We start from the raw sequence: 15,966 nt of genomic DNA on the forward strand, positions 1-15,966 counted from the left end.
GCGCAGGGTCAGCCGTGCAGGGCGATTTGCGCCAGCAGTTCGACGACTCGAATGTCTTCGCCGACCGCCGTCTGCAACGAAAACGTGACGCCGGGATGCGCGGCGCGCAGTCCATCGATCAGCCCTGGCAAGTCCTCGCGAACGTGCTTGCCGATGCCCAAGAAAAGCGGAACGATGCGCACGGCCTGAGCGCCTTGTGCGAGCAGCCCTGCGGCAGCTGTAGGCAAGTCGGGCGCCATCAGTTCAAGGTAGGCGCAAACCACCGGCGCACCCGGCGAGAGTTCGGTGATACGCCGCGCCACCGCCTCGACCGGTGCGCGCCACCGCGCGTCTCTCGAGCCGTGCGCGAACAACACGATGCCAGCCATGACGACATCGGTCATTCTTAACGCCTCAATACCAGCCATGTGAACGCTGCCAGCGACATCACGGAATAGATAAGACCCGGCGCAGCTGCCGTCATCCACGGCCACCAGTTGCTCAGGTTCCCGAGATAGCCGAAAACGTTGTTCAACATAAAGAAACTGATCCCGATCATCACGCCGCCGAACACGTAGCTCGTGATGCCGGCTTGCCGAAAGTGCAGATATGCGAAGGGCAGCGCCAGCACCACCATCACCAGACACGAGAGTGGATAGAACACCTTGCGCCAGAACTCTATTTCGTAGCGTTGCGCAGTCTGCCCGTTCGCATCGAGATGCCTGATGTACTCGAAGAGGTCGATGGTCGCCATGCGCTCTGGCTTGAGCAATGCGACCGACACCATCTCGTTGGTGAGAGTCGTCGGCCAGTGCATTTCAGGCATCTGCACGATGCCGATTCGACCCTTGTCGACGGTGTTTCGCGTGTTGTAGTCTTGCTGCTCGACCCCGGTGAGAACCCACTCGTTGCCGACGACGCGCGCAGAGGCTGCAGATATTTGTTTGGCGATGAAACCATCGGCATCGAACTCGAAAATGCGCGGGTTGGTCAAGGTGCCATCGCGCCGAATCGACGCGACATTGACGGCATACGACTTGTCGTCGCGCCGTTCTTTCAGCCATGCACCCGTGATGCCGGCGGTCGCTATGTAACCCTGATAGCGTGCCTTCAGGAGTTGTGCCGTGCTGCCCGTGAAAGGTGCGACGTAATCGCCGATGGCAAAGGTAAGCACGACGAATCCAAGGCCCAGCACAAGCAACGTGCGCAAGGCGCGCCAGGGGCCCAGTCCGCTGGTGCGGAGGATCGTGTATTCGGAGCTTTGCGCGAGCCGCGCCATGACGAAAATCGTGCCGATCAATACCGCGATGGGCAGCAGCTCGTACAGATGTCCCGGGATTTGCAAAGTGACGAAAAGAAGCGCCTGCGGCAGGCCGTATCCCAGGCCCGTTTTACCGATTCCGGAAAGCTCGTCGACGAAGTCGAAGAAAAAGAACAGGCTCAAGAAGCCGAGGGTGACGAAAGCAACCGCCTTCAGCACTTCGGCGTAGATCAGGCGACGAATTGTTTTCACGTGGACGATGACGCAGACGAATGCGAGCGCGCAGGTGTAGGTTGGAACAGCCGTCGCAGGCTCCAGCTCTGATGGCGCGCTGACAGCCAAGTCAGGCTGATCGCCAGCACGCCGCCGTGCAGCGCCACCATGAAGCCGACGAAGCTGTAACGCCCCGACGTCACCCAGCCCTGGCCAAGATTGATGAGGTTGTAATAGACGACGAATGCGAACAGCGCGAAGAGCAGGTTGCCGCTGCGGCCGACTCGCGGATTCACGCTTGAAAGCGTCAAAGCCAGCAGCACGAAGTTGATGCCAGCCAGCAGCATGCCGATGCGCCAGCCGAGTTCACCCATGTTTTCCGGCGTGGGTCGCGCCAACAACATGAGGGTGGGACGCGAACGCGCGGGAGCGTCATCGGCCGAGTCGGAGGTGTTGACGCCGGTTCGGGCGCCATAGGTCTTGAACTCGCTGATCTTCAGGCCCGAATTGTCGAGCGGGCGTTCGACGCGCTGGCCATTTTCCAGCATCAGATAGCGCGCCTTGTCGATGTCTTCCATATGGCCGCTTCGCGCCGACGTGACGATCTGCCGGCTGCGCTCGATCGATGAAATGAACACGTTCGATGCGGTGTCGGCATTGGGTGTGTCCTTGTCGATGAAGAAGACCCGCATGCGGCCCGCCGATTCGACGAACTCGCCGGGCGATACCCGCTCTATATCGCTGCGGCGCTCGTACTGGGCGCGCATCCCCTGTGTCTGCGAATTGGCCCAGGGCCAGCCGACGAGCGCAAGCGCCAGGATGAGCAACAGCACCGGCCAGGCGAAGCTGAAGATCGGCTTCACGAAGTCCGCCAGCCCCCGGCCGCTGGAAAACCAGATCACCATTTCGCTGTCACGGTACATGCGCGACAAGGTGCCGACGATCGAGACGAAAAGGCTCAGGCTAAGGATGGTCGGCAGGTACCCGAGCACCGTGTAACTCATCACGAGGAACACCTCGGATGGGTTGACACTGCCTTTGGCGGCCAACCCGAGCGTACGGATCAGCATCATGGTCATCACGATGGTGACCAGCACGACGAGTGTCGCGCCGAAGCTGCGAGACAACTCTCTACGTAGGGAGGAATGGAATAACATCGTCGAGGGAAAAAAAGGATTATGGACTTCCAACTCAAGACCCTCACCAGCAGCCTGGCTGCATCCGAAAAAGCCGACGCGCTTGTCTTCCTCGTGCCCGAGGGTGCCGTCGCGGACAACGATGCTTTGTCGGTCATCGCTGCCGCCGCGCGACTCGCCGGCGACTTCCCTGACAAGGCCGGCAAGCTGCTGAGCCTGTATCACCCGGTCGGCATTGCCGCGCCGCGCGTCGTCCTTGCGTCGATTGGCAACGGTCAGCCGGCGCAGGTGCGCAGCGCGGTGATCGCCGCAATCAACGCTGCGAAAGGCGTCGGCACCAAACGCCTGGCCATGGTCTTCGCGAAAGCGCCAGAGGCCGGCGCGCTGCACAGCGCGATGCTCGCCGCCGCCGATGCCAGCTACGTCTACACGACCACCAAGTCGAAGCCCGAGCCGCGCACGCTGCGGCATGTGACGCTTGGCGTGCCGGACGCCGCGTCGCTGGCCGGCGCATTTGCCGAAGCGAACGCGACAATCTCGGGCATCGAACTGGCCAAGGAGTGGGGCAACCGCCCGGCCAACTATTGCACCCCGACGATGTTGGCAGACGCCGCCAAAGAGCTGGCCGATCTGCCGCGCATCAAGTGCGAGGTGCTCGGCCCGAAAGAGGTCGCCAAACTCGGCATGGGCTCTTTTGCAGCGGTGGCGCAGGGCTCGTCGGAGCCGCTGCGCTTCATCGTGCTGCAGTACAGCGGCGGCGCCAAAGACGAAGCGCCCGTCGTGCTCGTCGGCAAAGGCATCACCTTCGACACCGGCGGCGTCTCGCTCAAGCCGGCTGCCGAAATGGACGAGATGAAGTTCGACATGTGCGGCGCGGCGAGCGTGCTCGGCGTGTTCCGCACACTGGGCGAACTCAAGCCGGCCATCAACGTGGTCGGGCTGATCCCCTCGTGCGAAAACATGAACGACGGCAAGGCGCTGAAGCCGGGCGATGTCGTCACGAGCATGAGCGGCCAGACCATCGAAGTGCTGAACACCGATGCAGAAGGGCGCCTGATCCTGTGCGACGCGCTGACCTATGCGAAGCGCTTCAAGCCGGCGGCGGTCATCGACATCGCGACGCTCACCGGCGCTTGCGTTGTCGCATTGGGTGGCGTGCGCAGCGGCTTGTTTTCTCCGGACGACGTGTTGGCGAAGGCGCTTGAAACCGCCGGCGAGCAATCGCTCGACCGCTGCTGGCGCATGCCGCTCGATGAAGAATATGCCGAGGGCCTGAAGACCCATTTCGCAGACGTCGCCAATATCGCGGGCCGCGCCGGCGGTGCGGTGACGGCGGCCAAGTTTTTGCAGCGCTTCGTCGACGGGTTTCCATGGGCCCATCTGGACATTGCCGGAAGTGCATGGAAGAGCGGCGCCGCCAAAGGATCGACCGGTCGGCCGGTCGGCTTGCTGGTGTCTTACCTGGTCAGTCGTGTCGGCATGTCGATCGCAGCCACGCCGGCTGTGGCGCCGCGCAAGGCCGGCCGCAAAGCGCGTCCTGGCGCTTGATTCTTCCGATCTGTCAAACGATCGCCGCGTGACCGAAATCGACTTTCATTTCAACGCGCCGAACAAGGTGCACCACGCCTGCCGGCTGTTGCGCAAGGCCGTCGGCAAGCACGATGCGAGGCTTGTGGTGGTGGCGGATGCCGCAACGCTCGATGCGATCGATGCTGCGCTATGGGACTTTTCGGCAGTCGACTTCGTGCCGCATTGCCGGGCAGACAGTGCACCGCACGTGGTGGCGCGCTCGCCCGTGGTGCTCATGGGCGCCGACATGGGGACGCCGCCCCATCGGCAGGTGCTGGTCAATCTGGGCAACGCATTGCCGATTGGATTCGAGCGTTTCGATCGACTGATCGACATCGTCAGCAGCGATGCACAAGACCGGCAACTGGCACGTGCGCGCTGGCGGCACTATGCCGACCGCGGATATTCAATCAAGCGGCACGACTTCGGGGAGGCAACTGCCTGATGGCCAGCAACCAGCGCACGCCGCCGCGCTTCGTGCCGACGTTGACCACGGTGCTCGACATGCCGGATGAGCCGCACGCGTTGCCATCGCCGCTTCCGCTTCCCCTGATGTCCGAAGAAGAGGCGCAGCACACGCCGTCGGCGGAGGCACGCCAGGCCGCGATTGCAACGGCGATGGTCGGTATCGCCGCGGACGTGGCGCAGACAGCGGATGAGGCGTACGTAGCCGAGCCGCCTGCGCCCATCGCTTTGGACGCAGCCTCCAGCCCGCCGCCGGAAAACCGGATCGCCATCGATGTCAATGCCTTGTCGGACGCCGATGCGTTCGGCCTCGAAGAGCAATTGATGCACCGCGTGCTGCAGCGTATCGACCTGTCATTGGAGGAGCGTTTGAGCGACGCGGTGTCAGCTGCAGTTCAGCAACAGCTCGATGCGATGGTGCCGCGCTTGCGCAGCGAAATTGAAGGCGTCTTGCGTTCGCTGGTGGTCGAGGCGCTGTCGAAAGAGCTTTCCGACAACACAGGGTCTGTGCCAGCCTTCAGCCCACAATCCGTCGGCTAAACTGCGCGCCGGGTCGGCTGGCGCAGGGGCGTCCCCGGTCCGCGGCGCGAAACTTGCTGAATAAATTTGTCGGATTTCCCGCCCGGATCGAAAGACCGGTTTTTACGTAATTCTTCATCAATGTTCTGGAGGTTTCCCATGCAATTGAAATGGACTGTGACTGCGGTCGCAATGGCTGCGCTGACGCTAGCGGCTTGCGGCAAAAAAGAAGAAGCTGCCGCTCCTGCTGCTGCGCCAGCGGCAACTACCGCCGCCGCACCTGCTGCAGCGCCTCCTGCCGATGCACTGATCGTCAAGATCGGTCACGTCGGCCCGACCAGTGGCCCGATCGCCCACCTTGGCAAGGACAACGAGTTCGGCGCCAAGATGGCCATCGAAGACCTGAACTCGCGCAACCTGAAGATCGGCGACAAGGTTGCCAAGTTCGAACTGCTCGCAGAAGACGACGCTGGCGATCCTAAGCAAGGCACCGCTGTGGCGCAAAAGCTGGTCGACGCCAAGGTCAACGGCATCGTTGGTCACCTGAATTCGGGCACCACCATCCCGGCTTCCAAGCTGTACAGCGACGCTGGCATTCCGCAGATCTCGCCATCGGCAACCAACCCCAAGTACACGCGTCAAGGCTTCAAGACCACGTTCCGCGTGGTGGCTGACGACACGCAACTCGGCGGCACGCTGGGCAAGTACGCAGTCGAAACGCTCAAGGGCAAGAATATTGCCGTGATCGACGACCGCACTGCTTATGGCCAGGGTGTGGCTGAAGAGTTCGAAAAGTCGGTCAAGGCGGCGGGCGGCACCATCGTCGGCCATGAGTTCACCACCGACAAGTCGACCGACTTCAATGCCATCCTGACCAAGCTCAAGGGCACCAAGCCCGACGTGTTGTTCTTCGGCGGCATGGACGCGGTCGCTGGCCCGATGCTCAAGCAGGTCAAGCAACTCGGCATGACCGTCAAGTTCATGGGCGGCGACGGCCTGTGCACTGGCGAACTGGCCAAGCTGGCCGGCGATGCGATTGGTGAGGACATGGTGGTTTGCGCCGAAGCCGGCGGTGTCGACGGCGACTTCAAGGCGCCTTTGGAAAAGTTCAAGGCCGACTTCAAGGCCAAGAACGGCGTCGACGTGCAGATCTATGCACCGTACGTATACGACGCCGTCGAGATCCTGGCCGACGCCATGGTCCGCGCCGGTTCGTCGGACCCGGAAAAGTACCTGCCTGAAGTTGGCAAGACCAACTACAAGGGCGTGACCGGCCCGATCGCCTTCGACGAAAAGGGCGACATCAAGAACGGCGCGCTGACCCTGTACACGTACAAGGCCGGCAAGCGCGAACAGATCGCTGTCGTTCGCTAAGCCTTCGCGGCAATCGAGAAAGGGGCCTTCGGGCCTCTTTTTTTTGTCCAGAGAAAAGAGGTCTTTCGACCTCATTGTCGGTAAGGGAAAACGACAGATGTGCTCGGAGGAGCGGCGTGTTTTTATCAACCTGCCATTCAAACAACAAACAGGAGACAAAAATGCGCAAATCAGTGACAGGTGCCATCGCTCGGCCGCTCGGTCTGGGTGCCATGGCCAGTGTGGCGAGCGTGTGCGCCGCGCTCTTCATGCTGCCGGCTACCCAAGCCCAGGCTCAGGCAGTCAAGAGCTACGACTCCACCAAAAAAGACTTCTGGGAACATCCGCCCGCGGACTGGTTTCTCGGTGACGAAACCGAATCCCAGAAAGGTCTGGCGCCGCCATCCGGTCCAGCCTTGCCGGCATCGATGGCCGACCTCGAAAAGAACCTCAAGGCCATCAAGCTTCCCAAGGGTTTCAAGATCAGTGTGTATGCGGCCGGCGTCAACAGCGCGCGCCAGATGGCGTGGGGCGACAAGGGCACGCTCTTTGTCGGATCGTTCGGCGTAGGCACCGTGTATGCGATTACAGACAACGGCAAGACCGTGAAGCCGATCATCACCGGGCTGAAGATGCCGACGGGCGTCGCGTTTCGCGATGGCTCGCTGTACGTGGTCGATATCGACAGGATCCTGAAGTACGAGAACGCCGAAGCCAACTTGGACAAGATGCCCGAAGGCAAGGTCGTCTACAACGACATGCCGGCCTATGCGGCCCACGGCTGGAAGTACCTGACCTTCGACAAACAGGGCTGGCTCTACGTGCCCTTTGGCCCGCCGTGCAACGTGTGCTTGCCACCAACGAGCCTGTCGCAAGTGCGGCGCATCAATCCGGCAACCGGCGAGGCGGAGATGGTCGCCATCGGCGTGCGCAACAGCGTGGGCGGCGACATCGATCCGCGCACCGGCGACTACTGGTTTACCGAGAATGCGCGTGACTGGGTCAGCGACGACATGCCCAGCGACAAGCTCAACCATGTGGCGAAAATCGGCGCGCACTACGGCTATCCGTATTGCCACCAGGGCGACATGCCCGACCCCAAATACGCGATGGGCCACAAGTGCTCCGAATTCACGCCACCGGCCTTGAAGCTCGGCGCGCACGTGGCGCCACTGGGGATGAAGTTCTACACCGGCAAGCAATTCCCGGCCGAGTACGCCAACAACATCTTCATTGCCAACCACGGCTCATGGAACCGTCACAAGTACAGGGGCGGCGAGATCGTCCGCGTCACGACCGATGCGCAGGGGAAGAAGATCAAGCAGCAGACGTTCGCAACCGGCTGGATCACGGGTGATCAGGCTTACAGCGGTCGGCCGGCGGACGTGGTGGTGGCGGCCGATGGATCGCTGCTCGTCGCTGACGACTGGGCGGGTGCGGTGTATCGCATCAGCTACGGCAAATAACGAGAGGCGCGCTCAATGGCTGGAGTAAAGCGATGGGTGTGATGGCACCGGTGCGGCTGTGGGCCGCGCGCATGAGGGCAGGGTTCGGAACAGTGGCGTTGGCCGCGTTCGCCGCGTTGGCAACGTCAGTCGCGTTGAGCGGCGCGGCTCACGCTGCCGACTTGCCCGCTGCGTCGGCCAAGGCAGAAACATGCATCGCGTGCCATGGCACCGTCGGCATTTCGCAGATGCCGGAGACGCCGTCGCTGGCAGGTCAACCGGAAAGTTTTCTCCAGTGGCAACTGGTTTACTTCAGGACGGGCACACGCAAGTCCGCGGTGATGCAGCCACTGGCGGCGAGTCTGAGCGACGATGACATCCGGGTGCTGTCCAAGCACTTTGCCGCTATGGCGCCACCGCCGCGCGCCACAGCTTCCGGCGATCAGTCGATGTACTCGGTCGGCCTCAAACTGGCGCAACAAAACCGCTGTGCCTCGTGCCACAAGGACGACTATTCGGGCACCCAGGCAACGCCGCGAACGGCCAACCAGCGCGAAGACTATTTGCTCAAGGCGTTGCGCGACTTCAAGGCCGGTAAGCGAACCGGCGGCGGCGTGGCCGCAATGGCCGATGTCGTATACCCGCTGGCGGACGACCAGCTGCGCGCGTTGGCAAATTTCATGGCGCAGTACCACTAGGCTCCTCAAAGCCCAGACGCAAAAAAGCCCCGCGAACGGGGCTTTCAGCAGGTTTTTGGAATGACCTGAAGAGATGCAGGCCACCGCAACGCGCTTCGCGGCATCGTGGGATCTGATCCGCAACAGCACGACGACCAGCCTGGCCGACAAGGTCAAGGCGTTCCAATCCTATTCGCAGGCAGCCACCGAAGCAAACCACGGCGTGGAGACATCGGAGATCGCAGTCCAACGCGAGATGCTGCGTATGCAGATCATCGGGCAAGCCACGGGCACTTCGATCGCTACATCGATGGGTGTTGGCAAAGACGGCGTCGACAAGCTGCTCGATTCGCTTCGCAACGTGAAGCCGCAGCCTGGCCTCGATGGCAACAACTACAACGGCAACGTGTCATCGCCGGGCGATTCGAACGGGCCGAAGTACAGCGGCAAGCGTGGCGAGTCTGGCAACGATCGACCCGACGGACCGAGCGACCGCAGCGGCAGCACGTTCCTCGATAGCTTCGGCGTCGAGCGAACGCGCAACAGCGGCGCGCCGGTGGGCACGTTCACGAACACCGTACCGCTCGACAAGGCGAAGGCGGTAGCCAACGGCGTTGGCAAGACCAAGTACACGGCCGCCGACATCCCATGCTCGAAGAGGCGCACAAGCAAGCGCGCGACGCGGCACAGTTCATCAGCGCCGCCAGCGCAGGCACCGCGGGCTCGGTGTCACCGGAGGCCATCCGCGACACGCAGGGCATGCTTGCTGCGACGACTAACGCACTCGATCAAGCGCGACGCGCTGCAGCCGGTGACAAGCGACGAGCGGATGCGCAGAAGGCCGGCCCATCGGACAACAAGACGTTGACTATCAACATCGGCGGCAGGCAGACGGCCGCCAATCTCGCGAGTGGTGGCGACCGCGATGCACTCACTGGGATATTTCGCCAGCTTGAAGCCGGAGCAGGGACTGCGCAATGAGAGCCACGTTGGCTCAAAATCTCGCTTAGTCTAATCAGCGGTGCTGAAAGGTAGGCCATGAGCGTGCACGATTTCCAGATCGAGATGACGAAGATATTTTTCACAGGCATGGTGCTATCTGTCATCGGCACGTTGATCGGCCTCTACGTCCTGTATCTCGTGATTCGGTGGGGCGTGCGAGACGGCATCAAAGATGCCCGCCGCAGCGATCGGCGAGCACGACGCGCTTCAGCCAGTGCGAAAGCTAATAAGCTGCCTGAGTGGGCGGCGACCAGATAGCTTGCCGCCGGCACGTCGATAGTCAAGAAGAATAGTTTCGCGACCGCCTTGCGCAAACGCGCAAGCGATCGTCGCTGAGCGCTGGACATCGCCTTGCGCAGATGCGCAAAACCTTGCGCAGAAACGTAACCTCACGCGAGTCGGGTACTGCCTGTTCAGTGCGTGTCGACGCAGAAACTGCGTGCTCTTAAACCACTTTTTCCGGAGCACACCATGGCAATCAAATCAGGCGACATCTGCATCGTCGTTGGCGAGGTCAAGGGCTGCGAAGCCAACATCGGCGCGTACCTGACGGTGACCGAGCCCGATGGGCTGGCGTGGCGCTTCAAGGATGCGAGCCGCCCGCTGGTTGGCGAGTTCGTTTTCGGGCACCACATGGTGCCAGTGCCTGTCGATATCTCTACCGAATACGGTATTACCCAAGTCGTCCAAGCCCGCTGATTTCGAAATACCTAATCAGGATTGATTCTGTATCCACGCAATTAACAGAGACGACCTTCGGTTTCGAGTTACCTAACCTGTTGATATCAGGAGGGAATTTTTGATATCGAAAGAATATTGGACGATTTTTTGATTGTGCACATCAATCAGAGAACGTCTGACGGGAAAACAGGCGCGCTCACGAACAACGAAGTTGCCGCTGAATGTTGCGTACTTGTGCAGATTGCGGCTAGACTCGCAACTGCCGCAGGTCCGTGTACCGGCGATAAGGCGCGCCACATGTCAACCGTCTCAGAAAAGCCAAAACTTACGCCAGCCTATGGCTCATTTAAGTCATTCAACTCGTTCATGGAAGCTCGCCGGGATGACGGGCACATCACCGATGTGGTCGACCGCTCGCTGATGTCCAACTTCGCCGGATCGACCGCTGGGGAACTCCTTGCGGCCTTGAAATATCTCGGCTTCGTCACCGAGAGGGGCGCGCCGACGACGCTCTACAGGGAATACGTCCCCGCCGAAGACGAGTCGCGAGTCCCCTTGCTTGAGGCCGCCCTCAAAAGCGCCTACCCCTACTTGTTCGCTGCTGAAAATTTCAACATTGAGCGCGCTACAAGCCAGCAGGTGCTCGAGCAGTTTCGAGCCCAAGGCATTAATGGCAGCACGCTCGCCCGCGCCATCATGTTTTTCCTTGCAGGGGCTAAACAAGCGGGCATCAAGGTCTCGCCAAACATCCGCGCGCCGAATGTGTCGATCCGCCTAGTTGGTGGCGCCCCGAAGAAAACCACACTCAGCTTTCCCAAGCTGACAGCATCACTGCAGGCAGCCGCTGAGGCGCCACGCCTGCCCCCACCGGTTGCTGACGTTCACGTGTTCGATATCCCTATTCCGATCGGCCGCAAGGTGTCGGTTTCGATCCCTAAAGATTTTGTCGACGCAGACTGGGAACTGTTTCAGACCATGCTTACCGCGTACATCGGCCATTGGAAGAAACAGACCGCCGAGATGCAAACGGCAGCACCTGCTGAGAAGGAGGACGAGTCGCTATGAGCGCTCTGGAAAACGACAAAGGCCCCTAGGTATGAGCTAGGGGCCTGCGTCAGGTCCGACGACAAGTGTCTGCAACCATGTCTTTCTGAGGGACAGCCGCAGTGTAATAGCTGCGGGGGAGCGGGTGCAACGCCGTCGGGGATGTCACACACCACCCGAGGGATAACACCATGCCTATTTGCATGTACCCCCGCAGCGTGCACGTGCGCCCATACGTTCGATTTCGGCTCGGCCGACTTGAGAACGTCTGTGAGCACTGCCGCGGCATGCCTGGTCAACTGAGCCTGTTCTAACCAGGCCGCGACCTCTGCCCTGATCATGACAATCAGGTGCCGGCTCATCCAAGCCGGTCAAGCCCGCCGCGTGCGGGCCTTTTCGTTTTGTCCAATCGAGTTTCGTTCGAAATTAAAACCGTGCGCGTCAGGGCCACTCTAGCTTGCCGCTTGGCGACTCCAGTTCGTCGAGCATTGAAGTGATGAGCACATGGTCGGCTTCGATCTCCTCTTTCGTCTGCGGCGCGCTTCCACTGGACAAACCCGCGCGGCGTGCAAGCAGGACGGCAATCAAGAGGTCGCGTTGGTCGCTACTTATATGCATGGACGCACTCGTTCAAGAGGAGGGTAACAAGGGGGGTAGAAAAGCAAAACGGGCCCAGAGGGCCCGTAAATACTATCTTTCTGGCGGAGCAGGCGGGATTCGAACCCGCGGAGGGTATTAACCCTCACACGCTTTCCAGGCGTGCGACTTAAACCGCTCATCCACCGCTCCAGCAGGCCACGATTCTAACCGGCTCCGGGACTGGTTTTTGCGGCTTGCACCATTCGCATAGCCGATGCGATGAGGGCCGAGGTCTCGGTCATGTTGCTGGGCACGATCAGCGTGGTCTTCGAATCGGCTGCCACCTTGCTGTAGGCATCGATCGCGCGCTCGGCCACCTTCAGCTGCACAGCTTGTTCACCGCCCGGCTGGCGGATCGCAGCGGCGACACGCTCGATGGCAAAAGCCGTTGCATCAGCGACTGCGGTGATGGCAGCCGCCTCGCCCTGGGCGTTATTGATCTGCGCCTGCTTCTCGCCTTCGGAGCGCGCGATAAAAGCCTCGCGCTCGCCGGTCGCGATGTTGATCTGCTCTTGTCGACGACCTTCTGAGGCAGCGATGAGCGCGCGCTTGCCGCGCTCGGCGGTGATCTGCGCCTGCATGGCCAGCAAAATTTCCTTTGGAGGCGTCAGGTCTTTGATCTCGTAGCGCAGCACCTTCACGCCCCAGTTGAGCGCGGCCTCGTCGATGGCTTGCACCACTTGCGCGTTGATGATGTCGCGCTCCTCGAATGTCTTGTCGAGCTCCAGTTTGCCGATCACGCTACGCAACGATGTTTGCGCCAGCTGCGTCACCGCCATGATGTAGTTCGAAGAACCGTAGCTCGCGCGCATCGGGTCGGTCACCTGGAAGTACAGGATGCCGTCGACCTGCAGCTGCGTGTTGTCGCGCGTGATGCAGATCTGGCTCGGTACGTCGAGCGGGATTTCTTTCAGGCTGTGCTTGTAGGCGACCTTGTCGATGAACGGAATAAGGAAGTTGGCGCCAGGCGTCATCGTGCTGTGGTACTTGCCGAGGCGCTCTCGCACCCAGGCGTTTTGCTGCGGCACGAATTTCACGGACTGGCTGATGAAGATCACTGCGATGATCAATATGACGAGGGGGACTGCGTAATCCATCTGCTATCTCCTTGGGTTTATGTTCTTTAGATCTTGTCGACGACCAGCCGGCTGCCGATGACTTCGGTCACGCGGTGCTCTCCTGGCGCTGGCGTGTGGCCGGGGCGCGGCACCACGGTCCATTGCGCGCCTCGGTAGCGGACCGTCGCCGTGCCGTCGGAGTTCCACGCATCGACCTGCACCTTTTCTCCGATGTCCATGTTCACGTCGGGGTTCGATGCACTGTCGAGCGGGGCAGGGCGACCACGTCGAATCAGATGCCAGGTAAGGACGGCGCCTACGCCGACGATTGCAGCGACGATGATTTGGGTGGTCAGACCGAAGCCCAGATGCGCCGCGATGGCAGCCGAAGCGAAGCCCGCGCTCAGCAGCAAAAGGTAGACGGTGCCCGACAGCAACTCGAGCACGATGGCTGCGCCTGCAATGAGCCACCAGACCGATGAGTTCGCCATTGAAGCCTCTTCGTTGTTGTTGGCCCCCATTGTCTGATAGATGGTCCGGCAGCCGTCACGCGAATTCCTTACACTTCGCGGCTCTTTTGCCTGCCGGACCCCGCACATGAAATTTCGTTTTCCGATCGTCATCATCGACGAGGACTACCGCGCCGAGAACACCTCGGGCCTTGGCATTCGCGCATTGGCGGAGGCGATCGTCGGCGAGGGCTTCGAGGTGCTGGGCGTGACGAGCTACGGCGACCTGAGCCAGTTCGCGCAGCAGCAAAGCCGCGCCAGCGCGTTCATCCTGTCGATCGATGACGAGGAGTTCACCGTTGGCCCCGACCTCGATCCTGCGGTGCTCAATCTGCGCACCTTCATCGGAGAGGTGCGGCGCAAGAACGCCGACGTGCCGATCTACATCTACGGCGAAACCAAGACGGCGCGTCACATCCCCAACGACATCCTGCGCGAGTTGCACGGCTTCATCCACATGTTCGAAGACACACCGGAGTTCGTGGCGCGCCACATCATCCGCGAAGCCAAAAGCTATCTGGAGGGCGTGCAGCCGCCGTTCTTCAAGGCGCTGATCGACTACGCCGAAGACGGCTCGTACTCTTGGCATTGCCCGGGCCATTCGGGTGGCGTGGCGTTCTTGAAGAGCCCGGTGGGGCGCATGTTCCATCAGTTTTTCGGCGAGAACATGTTGCGTGCCGACGTGTGCAACGCGGTCGAAGAGTTGGGGCAGTTGCTCGACCACACCGGCCCGGTGGCGGCCAGCGAACGCAATGCGGCGCGCATCTTCAACGCCGACCATTGCTTCTTCGTGACCAACGGCACCAGCACCAGCAACAAGATGGTGTGGCACCACACGGTGGCGCCCGACGACGTGGTGGTGGTCGACCGCAACTGCCATAAATCCATCCTGCACGCGATCATCATGACGGGCGCCATCCCCGTCTTCATGAAGCCCACGCGCAACCACTTCGGCATCATCGGACCGATACCCAAGAGCGAGTTCGAGAAGAGCGCGATCAAGGCCAAGATCAAGGCGAACCCGCTGTTGAAAGACCGCGACCCCGAGACCGTGAAGCCGCGCGTGATGACGCTCACGCAGTCGACCTACGACGGCGTGATCTACAACACCGAGACCATCAAGAACATGCTCGACGGCTATGTCGATACGCTGCATTTCGACGAGGCCTGGTTGCCGCATGCGGCGTTCCATCCGTTCTATGGCGCCTACCACGCCATGGGCAAGCGCCGCGTCCGGCCCAAAGATTCGCTGGTGTTCGCGACGCAATCGACCCACAAGCTGCTGGCCGGGATCAGCCAGGCCAGCCATGTGCTGGTGCAGGATTCGCAGAACCGCGCGCTCGATCGTGACCTCTTCAACGAGGCTTACCTGATGCACTCGTCGACCAGCCCGCAGTACGCGATCATCGCCAGCTGCGACGTGGCTGCCGCCATGATGGAGCCGCCCGGCGGCACCGCGCTGGTCGAAGAAAGCATCCTGGAGGCGCTCGATTTCCGCCGTGCCATGCGCAAGGTCGAAGAGGAGTTCGGCAAGGACGACTGGTGGTTCAAGGTGTGGGGACCGGAGAAGCTCGTCGACGAAGGCATCGGTCGCGCGGAAGACTGGATCATGAAGGGCGAGAAAGAGGCCAAGCGCAAGACCAAGAAGTCACCGCGTAACTGGCACGGATTCGGCGATTTGGCCGATGGCTTCAACATGCTCGACCCGATCAAGTCGACCATCGTCACGCCCGGCCTCGACCTCGAAGGCAACTTCGCGGACACCGGCATCCCGGCCAGCGTGGTGACCAAGTTTCTGGCCGAGCACGGCGTCATCGTCGAGAAGACCGGGCTCTACAGCTTCTTCATCATGTTCACCATCGGCATCACCAAGGGTCGCTGGAACACGCTGCTCACGGCGCTGCAGCAGTTCAAGGACGACTACGCACGCAATCAGCCGATGTGGCGCATCCTTCCCGAGTTCTGCCAGAGTCATCCGGGCTACGAGCGCCTCGGCCTGCGCGAGTTGTGCCAACACATACACAAGCTCTATGCGCGCTTCGACGTGGCCAAGCTCACCACCGAGATGTATCTGAGCGACTTGACACCTGCCATGAAGCCGAGCGATGCCTTCGCGCACATCGCGCACCGCAAGACCGAGCGCGTCGAGATCGACTTCCTCGAGGGCCGCATCACGACGAGCCTGATCACGCCCTACCCACCGGGCATCCCGTTGCTCATTCCGGGGGAGGTCTTCAACAAGAAGATCGTCGACTACCTGCGTTTTGCGCGCGAGTTCAACACCGAGTGCCCGGGTTTCGAAACCGATATCCACGGCTTGGTGGCGAAGGTCGACGAAACGGGCAAGAAGCGCTACTACGCGGATTGCGTCGCAGCACCTGTTGCTGCTGTCACGGCGTCGGACTGACCGGGCGCT

At 61.2% G+C, this 15,966-nt stretch carries 17 protein-coding genes and 1 tRNA gene; 11 read left to right on the top strand and 7 right to left on the bottom strand.

Annotated elements, in window-relative coordinates:
- Nucleotides 1–8: 8 nt before the first annotated feature.
- The 3 genes from RCH10_RS18950 to lptF are packed head-to-tail and all read right to left on the bottom strand — an operon-like array spanning nt 9 to nt 2,610.
- Nucleotides 9–383, bottom strand: coding sequence for a sirohydrochlorin chelatase (locus RCH10_RS18950; RefSeq protein ID WP_409053597.1), 375 nt, complete (start codon nt 381–383; stop codon nt 9–11).
- Nucleotides 384–385: 2 nt separating this feature from the next.
- Nucleotides 386–1,492, bottom strand: coding sequence for an LPS export ABC transporter permease LptG (lptG, locus tag RCH10_RS18955; protein ID WP_409053598.1), 1,107 nt, complete (start codon nt 1,490–1,492; stop codon nt 386–388).
- On the bottom strand, nt 1,489–2,610 hold the full coding sequence (lptF, locus tag RCH10_RS18960; protein WP_409053599.1) for an LPS export ABC transporter permease LptF: 1,122 nt from the start codon (nt 2,608–2,610) through the stop codon (nt 1,489–1,491). Before lptF ends, lptG begins: the two co-directional genes overlap by 4 nt.
- A gap of 21 nt (nt 2,611–2,631) precedes the next feature.
- Here lptF and RCH10_RS18965 point away from each other — a divergent pair, with 21 nt between their 5' ends.
- From RCH10_RS18965 to RCH10_RS19010, 10 genes are all read left to right on the top strand, one after another.
- Nucleotides 2,632–4,137, top strand: coding sequence for a leucyl aminopeptidase (locus tag RCH10_RS18965; RefSeq protein WP_409053600.1), 1,506 nt, complete (start codon nt 2,632–2,634; stop codon nt 4,135–4,137).
- A 28-nt stretch (nt 4,138–4,165) separates the two neighbouring features.
- Nucleotides 4,166–4,603, top strand: a complete 438-nt coding sequence (locus RCH10_RS18970; protein ID WP_187052104.1) for a DNA polymerase III subunit chi — start codon at nt 4,166–4,168, stop codon at nt 4,601–4,603.
- Nucleotides 4,603–5,163, top strand: coding sequence for a hypothetical protein (locus RCH10_RS18975; RefSeq protein ID WP_409053601.1), 561 nt, complete (start codon nt 4,603–4,605; stop codon nt 5,161–5,163). Before RCH10_RS18970 ends, RCH10_RS18975 begins: the two co-directional genes overlap by 1 nt.
- Nucleotides 5,164–5,301: 138 nt before the next feature.
- A complete protein-coding gene (locus tag RCH10_RS18980; protein WP_187052103.1) occupies nt 5,302–6,516 on the top strand; it encodes a branched-chain amino acid ABC transporter substrate-binding protein in 1,215 nt (404 codons plus the stop codon).
- Nucleotides 6,517–6,677: 161 nt separating this feature from the next.
- Nucleotides 6,678–7,961: a PQQ-dependent sugar dehydrogenase gene (locus tag RCH10_RS18985; protein ID WP_409053602.1), complete on the top strand. Its 1,284-nt coding sequence runs from the start codon at nt 6,678–6,680 to the stop codon at nt 7,959–7,961.
- 32 nt (nt 7,962–7,993) lie between these two features.
- Nucleotides 7,994–8,638 (top strand): c-type cytochrome, encoded by a 645-nt coding sequence (locus RCH10_RS18990; RefSeq protein ID WP_409053603.1) that lies wholly within the window; start codon nt 7,994–7,996, stop codon nt 8,636–8,638.
- 73 nt (nt 8,639–8,711) lie between these two features.
- Nucleotides 8,712–9,485, top strand: coding sequence for a hypothetical protein (locus tag RCH10_RS18995; RefSeq protein ID WP_409053604.1), 774 nt, complete (start codon nt 8,712–8,714; stop codon nt 9,483–9,485).
- 170 nt (nt 9,486–9,655) lie between these two features.
- Complete coding sequence (locus tag RCH10_RS19000) at nt 9,656–9,877, top strand: hypothetical protein (RefSeq protein ID WP_409053605.1); 222 nt, start codon at nt 9,656–9,658, stop codon at nt 9,875–9,877.
- A 213-nt stretch (nt 9,878–10,090) separates the two neighbouring features.
- Nucleotides 10,091–10,318: a hypothetical protein gene (locus RCH10_RS19005; protein WP_409053606.1), complete on the top strand. Its 228-nt coding sequence runs from the start codon at nt 10,091–10,093 to the stop codon at nt 10,316–10,318.
- Between the two features lie 279 nt (nt 10,319–10,597).
- On the top strand, nt 10,598–11,365 hold the full coding sequence (locus tag RCH10_RS19010) for a DUF5343 domain-containing protein (protein ID WP_409053607.1): 768 nt from the start codon (nt 10,598–10,600) through the stop codon (nt 11,363–11,365).
- A gap of 420 nt (nt 11,366–11,785) precedes the next feature.
- On the opposite strand, the gene RCH10_RS19015 is transcribed toward RCH10_RS19010, so the two are convergent.
- The 4 genes from RCH10_RS19015 to RCH10_RS19030 all read right to left on the bottom strand — a co-directional run bounded on the left by RCH10_RS19015 (nt 11,786) and on the right by RCH10_RS19030 (nt 13,532).
- Nucleotides 11,786–11,962, bottom strand: a complete 177-nt coding sequence (locus RCH10_RS19015) for a hypothetical protein (RefSeq protein WP_409053608.1) — start codon at nt 11,960–11,962, stop codon at nt 11,786–11,788.
- Nucleotides 11,963–12,043: 81 nt separating this feature from the next.
- Nucleotides 12,044–12,133, bottom strand: a tRNA-Ser gene (locus RCH10_RS19020).
- 14 nt (nt 12,134–12,147) lie between these two features.
- Nucleotides 12,148–13,080 carry an SPFH domain-containing protein gene (locus RCH10_RS19025; protein ID WP_187052102.1) on the bottom strand — a complete coding sequence of 311 codons (933 nt, stop codon included), beginning with the start codon at nt 13,078–13,080 and terminating at the stop codon, nt 12,148–12,150.
- Nucleotides 13,081–13,106: 26 nt separating this feature from the next.
- A complete protein-coding gene (locus RCH10_RS19030; protein WP_187052101.1) occupies nt 13,107–13,532 on the bottom strand; it encodes an NfeD family protein in 426 nt (141 codons plus the stop codon).
- Between the two features lie 106 nt (nt 13,533–13,638).
- Here RCH10_RS19030 and RCH10_RS19035 point away from each other — a divergent pair, with 106 nt between their 5' ends.
- Nucleotides 13,639–15,957, top strand: coding sequence for an arginine/lysine/ornithine decarboxylase (locus RCH10_RS19035; protein WP_323495184.1), 2,319 nt, complete (start codon nt 13,639–13,641; stop codon nt 15,955–15,957).
- The last annotated feature ends 9 nt before the right edge of the window (nt 15,958–15,966 follow it).

This window comes from Variovorax sp. GrIS 2.14 (assembly GCF_046115955.1).
In the GTDB taxonomy this organism is placed as follows: domain Bacteria; phylum Pseudomonadota; class Gammaproteobacteria; order Burkholderiales; family Burkholderiaceae_C; genus Variovorax.